Here is a 5994-nt window from a genome sequence, read left to right on the forward strand (position 1 = left end):
CCACCGAGCAGCCACGGACGCCCCCGCCCCGCGCGGGGGCGTCCGGCGTGTGCGGGGCGCCCCGGCGGGGGCACGCAGTGCGAGCCCGGAGGCACCCGCGGTGCCCGCGCCAGCTCTGCTGTCACCGTCCGTGACCTAGGCGGGCCGGAAGGTGCCGGCGGCGAGCGTCCGACGTACGGACGCGGCGGATCTCACATCCGGCGCGTCCGGGGGCGCTCCGAAGCGGTCGACAGGCGGTGCCACACCGCGCGTGCGCCGTCGCGCGCCGGGCGGTCGGTCCTTGTCCCGCTCTCGCCACACAAACGTTGAACTGCGATGATCTGTTCAACGGCGCGGCATCGGCGACCGGGTTCCGGGCGGGTTCCGGGGCCGGGCTCGTCCGGGTCCCGCCGGGTCCGGGGCCGGCGCACCGGTGTTCCGCCCCGGCGGCCACCACGTACCGTAGAGATGCCTCGGGCAGATGGCCGAAAGGCGACCGTCGGGGTTCGGTGAACTCCGGAGCGACACTCAAGGAGACCTGCTGTGACCGGGATCAAGACGTCCGGCGAGAAGAAGATGATGCTCTTCTCCGGCCGCGCTCACCCCGAGCTGGCGAAGGAGGTCGCGGACGCCCTCGGAGTGCAGCTGGTACCGACCACCGCCCGGACCTTCGCCGACGGCGAGATCTACGTCCGCTACAAGGAGTCGGTCCGCGGCGCGGACTGCTTCCTCGTCCAGAGCCACACCGCGCCGGTCAACACCTGGATCATGGAGCAGCTGATCATGATCGACGCGATGAAGCGCGCGTCGGCCCGGTCGATCTCCGTGGTCATCCCGTACTACGGCTATGCCCGGCAGGACAAGAAGCACCGCGGCCGCGAGCCCATCTCGGCGCGGCTGATGGCGGACCTGCTGACCGCCGCCGGCGCGGACCGCATCCTCGCCGTCGACCTCCACGCCGACCAGGTGCAGGGGTACTTCAACGGCCCCGTCGACCACCTCCAGGCGCTGCCGCTGCTCGCCGACTACATCGGCGACCGGGTGGACCGCGACAAGCTGACCATCGTCTCGCCGGACGCCGGCCGGGTGCGGGTCGCCGACCGCTGGTGCGACCGACTCAACGCGCCGCTGGCGATCGTCCACAAGCGCCGCGACCCCGACGTCGCCAACCAGGTCTCCGTCCACGAGGTCGTCGGCAACGTCCGCGACCGGGTGTGCGTGCTGGTCGACGACATGGTCGACACCGGCGGCACCATCTGCGCCGCGGCCGACGCGCTCTACGCCAACGGCGCCGCAGACGTCATCGTCACCGCGACCCACGGCATCCTCTCCGACCCCGCGCCGGACCGGCTGAAGAACTCCCGCGTCTCGGAGTTCGTCTTCACCGACTCGCTGCCCACCCCCAGCCGCCTCGGCATGGAGAAGATCACCGTGCTGCCGCTGGCGCCGACCATCGCCCGCGCCATCCACGAGGTCTTCGAGGACGGCTCGGTCACCAGCCTCTTCGAGGACCACTAGCCGCACCCCGGCGGTCCGCCCGCCCGGCCCCGCCGGGCCGGGAGCGGGACCGCCGGCCGCATCGCCTCCCGGGCGCCGGACGACCTCGTCCGGCGCCCGGTTTCGTTCCCCGCGCACCGCCCCGGTAGACTGCTGCGCGATGCTCGGCGAGGGAGGCCGCCGCAGGTGCCGCGAGGCGCCGCGAGGCCGTCCGTTATCGACGCGCTCCTCTGAAGCGGTTCGGGTCCGTTCGGTCCCGGCGGTCGCGGACGGTGTGCGCCGGCCGCCCGGGCGCACCCCGGTTCGTCCGGCAGACCCACCCACCCTTCGCACGAGGAGCGCCACCATGGCCGATGTGACCATCCCCGCCCAGCCCCGCACCGAGTTCGGCAAGGGCGCCGCGCGCCGCAACCGCGTCGCCGACCGCATCCCCGGCGTCGTCTACGGCCACGGCGCCGACCCGGTCCACGTCACGCTGCCGGCCTACGACCTGATGATGGCCCTCAAGACCCCCAACGTCCTGATCGACCTGGCCATCGAGGGCAGCAAGAACCAGCTCGTCATCCCCAAGGCCATCCAGCGTGAGGCCCTGCGCAACAAGCTGGTCCACATCGACCTGCTCGTCGTGAAGAAGGGCGAGAAGGTCACCGTCGAGGTGCCGGTCGAGGTCTCCGGCGACCTGGCACCCGGCCAGCACCTGCTGGAGCACAACCTCACCACCCTGTCGGTCGAGGCCGAGGCCACCCACCTGCCCGAGTCCGTCGCGGTCTCCGTCGAGGGCCTCGCCACCGGCGACCAGGTGCTCGCCAAGGACATCAAGCTGGCCAAGGGCATCACCCTCGTCACCGAGGAGGAGGCCGTCGTCGTGCAGGTCGTCGCCCCGCAGGCCGAGGAGCCCGCCGCCGACGCCGAGGGCACCGAGGACGGCGCGGAGAACGGCGCGGCCTGACCGCCGCCCCACCCCTCTTCCCGGACGGCCGTGAACCGCCACGCCGGCGGTGGAGCGCCGGGTCACCGCGACCCGGCGCCGCAGCACAGCACGTGACCGCCGAGAGCGAGGAACCAGGTGAGCGAGACAGCGGAGAACGGGCCCTGGCTGGTGGCCGGGCTGGGGAACCCGGGGCCGGGGTACGCCGGCAACCGGCACAACGTGGGCTTCATGGTCGCCGACCTGCTGGCGAAGCGCATCGGCGCCCGGTTCGCCGTGCACCGCTCCCGCGCCATGGTGGCCGAGGGCCGCCTCGGCCCGCCCGGCCCGGACAGCCGCCGGATCGTGCTGGCCAAGCCCATGAGCTACATGAACCTCTCGGGCGGCCCGGTCAACGCCGTCTGCGGCTACCAGAAGATCCCGCTGGAGCGGGTCGTCGTCATCCATGACGAGCTGGACATCGACTACGGCGTGCTGCGGCTGAAGCGCGGCGGCGGCGACAACGGGCACAACGGGCTCAAGTCGCTGACCTCGACCATCGGGCGCGACTACTACCGGGTCCGGTTCGGTGTGGGGCGGCCCCCCGGCCGCATGGAGGTCTCCGACTACGTGCTCAAGGACTTCTCCTCCACCGAGCGCAAGGAGCTCGACTACTTCGTCGACCGCGCCGCCGACGCCGTGGAGGCGCTGATCACCGACGGCCTGGAGCGCGCGCAGTCCACCTTCAACAGCTGAACCCGCCGGCCCCGCCGGACCGGTCGAACCACCCGGCGCCACCGGGCGACCGCAGGGCCGCTCGGCAGCCGGTGCGTCGCGGCCCCGCAGCCCCGGGACGGCCCTGCGCCCGGGCCGCCGCGGCGCACAACCACCGCGCGACCAGGGGCTCTTGACCGGGGACCGGCGGTGGCGAAGTATGCGGCCATGCCGGTCATCGCCACCGCTCCGCCCGGCGCGGTGCGGCACCGCCCCCGCTCCCGTCCCGTTCGTGCCCTGGGCGTGTGCCGCGTCGTCGGATCGTCCCTGGTGGTCACCCTGCTGGTGGTCTCCGGCGCCTGGGCGTCCTGGGGGACGGTGCAGTACTCGCTGTACGCGAAGGAGATCACCCGCGGCACCATGACGGTGGACCGCTGCGGACCGCGCTCCTGCACCGGCCCCTTCGTCCCGCGGTCGCCGCTGGGTGAGGCCCACCCGACGGTGGAGCTGGAGCAGCACATCGGCCGGGTCGAGGGCGACCGGGTCGCGGTGGCGCTGCGACCCGACACCGCGCAGGTGGTGCGGACCGGGCTGCCGGGGTTCCTCTAGGCTGGCTGCCGCTGGCCGGGGCGCTGCTGCTGGCCTCGGTGATCGTCGCGGGCGGGCTGCGCCTGCCCCGCCCCGGCCTCGCCGTCGCCGCCACGGGGCTCGCGCTGGTCACCGCCACCTTCCTGACCGCCGCGACCTGACGGCTCCCGCTCCCGCGGTCGAGCCGGACGGCACCGCGCCGTCCGCCGCACACCTGACCGACCTCGGGGTCCTGCCGTCGACAGCCCGTCGACACCCCGGGTCGAGGGAGCCGGAGCCGATCATGATGATGAACCACCCCCACGCGGGCGCCGCGGGCACCTGGCGACTGGGCGACCTGACCGTCAACCGGCTGGGGCTGGGAGCGATGCGGTTGACGGGGAGCGCGCCGTTCCACGCCGGGGTGCCGCGCGACCGCTCGCAGGCGATCGCCGTCCTCCGCCGCGCGGTGGAGCTCGGGGTCGACCACATCGACACCGCCGCCTTCTACTTCTCCCGCCTGCGTTCCGCCAACGAACTGATCAACAGCGCCCTGTCGCCCTATCCGGACGACCTGGTGATCGCCACCAAGGTCGGGCCCTCCCGGGACTCCAGCGGAGCCTGGGCGGAGCCGGCGCGACCGGACGAACTCCGCGGCCACGTCGAGGAGAACCTGCGGCAGCTCGGACGCGACCATCTCGACCTGGTCAACCTCCGGCTGATGAGCCGGAGTTCCGCGAACCTCGCCGAGCACTTCGGCGCCCTCGCCGAGCTGCGGGACGCCGGACTGGTGCGGCACCTCGGCCTTTCCGCCGCCCGGCCCGAGCACCTCGCCGAGGCACGGCGCATCGCACCGGTGGTGTGCGTGCAGAACCGCTGGGGTGTCGACGCGGCCGCCGACGACGGGATGGTGCGGGCCTGCGCGGCGGACGGGACCGCGTTCGTCCCGTTCTACGCCGTGGCGGGTGAGGGCGGCGAGGCCGGGCACGGCGGTGCGCAGGACGCGCGGCTGCGGGAGGTGGCCCGCGCGCACGGGGCGTCCGTCGCCCAGATCCGGCTGGCATGGACCCTGCACCAGGGCGACCACGTCCTGGCCATCCCGGGGACGGGCGACCCGGCCCATGTGGCGGAGAACGTCGCGGCCGGTGCGATCCGCCTCAGCGAGGAGGAGCTGCGCTCGCTCGACGCGCTCCGCCGGTCCGCCCCCTGACCGCGTCCCGACCGCGCGCGACCGCCCCCGTCGCGCAGCGGCGGGGGCGGTCGGGGTGCCGGTCGGGGTGCCGGGCGGGTGCCGGTCAGGGGCGGCCCCAGTAGTCGAAGACCGTTTCGGCGATGTCGATGTTCTCCAGGTAGGCACCGCGCACCGGGTCCTCGTGGCGGGCGTACTGCTCGATGCGGGTGGCGCCGACGCCCTTGGCGTAGACCGGGACGAGCGCGTTGGTGTGGCCCCCGGTGTGCCAGGTGGCGCGGGGCAGCTCGCCCTTCTCCCCCTGGATCGGCTTCCACCCCGGGTCGGCGTCGGTGCTGGTGAGGTAGCCGGTCTCGTGGTCGGCGGTGACGACGACGAGGGTCTCGGCCCAGCTGCTCTCGCGCTCGACCCAGTCGACGACGGTCTCGATGGTGCGGTTGAAGGAGATCTGCTCCTCGATCTGGCGGTTCAGCTCGTTGGCGTGGCTGGCCCAGTCGATGGCCCCGCCCTCCACCATGAGGAACAGCCCCTCCTCGGAGGCGTTGTCGAGGATGTTGAGCGCGGCCGAGGCCATCTCGTCGAGCCGGGGGACGCCGGTGTTCTTCGGTGCGGTGAACGGCTCGGCCCCGGCGACCGGGGTGCCGTCGGCGGCGCGGTCGGGGCCGCTGCGGTCGTACTGGAGGGTCGCGGCGACCTGCGGCATGCCGAAGACGTGCTCGGGGGTGGTCTCCGCGGTGGCGAGCGCGGCGAACTCCTCCGGGGTCTCGACCAGCTCGAACTGCGTCTCGCCGCCGGAGAGGGCGTTCCACTCCTGCTCGGCGAGGTACTGGAAGACGGGCTCGTCGCGCCGCTGCGCGTCGCCGTCGTACCAGGGGTGGCCGCCGCCCATCACGACGTTGATCTCGTGCTCCCACAGCATCTCGCGGGCGATGGAGTGGTAGTTGTTCCGGTGCTCGTTGTGGGCGACGAAGCTGGCGGGGGTGGCGTGGGTGAACGGCACGCTGCTGACGACGCCGCTGGCCTTGCCGAGTTCCTGTGCCCGCTCGGTCAGGTTGCGGACCGGCTTGCGGTCGGCGTCCACGCCGATGGCGGCGTTGTAGGTGCGGACGCCGGTGGCCAGGGCGGTGGCGGTGGCGGCGGA

Annotated in this window: 6 protein-coding genes; 5 read left to right on the forward strand and 1 reads right to left on the reverse strand. The window is 73.5% G+C overall.

Annotated features, from left to right (window positions below; all coding sequences use genetic code 11):
• Positions 1 to 522: 522 nt before the first annotated feature.
• The 5 genes from HCN52_RS20990 to HCN52_RS21010 all read left to right on the forward strand — a co-directional run bounded on the left by HCN52_RS20990 (position 523) and on the right by HCN52_RS21010 (position 4874).
• Positions 523 to 1497 carry a ribose-phosphate diphosphokinase gene (locus tag HCN52_RS20990; RefSeq protein ID WP_168090015.1) on the forward strand — a complete coding sequence of 325 codons (975 nt, stop codon included), beginning with the start codon at positions 523 to 525 and terminating at the stop codon, positions 1495 to 1497.
• Positions 1498 to 1822: 325 nt separating this feature from the next.
• Positions 1823 to 2425, forward strand: coding sequence for a 50S ribosomal protein L25/general stress protein Ctc (locus HCN52_RS20995; protein WP_168090016.1), 603 nt, complete (start codon positions 1823 to 1825; stop codon positions 2423 to 2425).
• Between the two features lie 117 nt (positions 2426 to 2542).
• Positions 2543 to 3139, forward strand: coding sequence for an aminoacyl-tRNA hydrolase (gene pth, locus HCN52_RS21000; protein ID WP_168090017.1), 597 nt, complete (start codon positions 2543 to 2545; stop codon positions 3137 to 3139).
• 186 nt (positions 3140 to 3325) lie between these two features.
• The gene (locus HCN52_RS21005; RefSeq protein ID WP_168090018.1) at positions 3326 to 3706 is read left to right on the forward strand and encodes a hypothetical protein; all 381 of its coding nucleotides are present in this window, start codon (positions 3326 to 3328) and stop codon (positions 3704 to 3706) included.
• Between the two features lie 262 nt (positions 3707 to 3968).
• Entirely contained in the window at positions 3969 to 4874 is a 906-nt protein-coding gene (locus HCN52_RS21010; RefSeq protein ID WP_168090019.1) for an oxidoreductase, read from the forward strand.
• Between the two features lie 85 nt (positions 4875 to 4959).
• Here the strand turns inward: HCN52_RS21010 and HCN52_RS21015 are convergent.
• Positions 4960 to 5994 (reverse strand): alkaline phosphatase (locus tag HCN52_RS21015; protein WP_168090020.1); only part of this gene is annotated, 1035 nt, incomplete at its 5' end.

The sequence above is a fragment of the Streptomyces bohaiensis genome, assembly GCF_012033785.1.
GTDB classification, from domain to species: Bacteria; Actinomycetota; Actinomycetes; order Streptomycetales; family Streptomycetaceae; genus Streptomyces; species Streptomyces bohaiensis.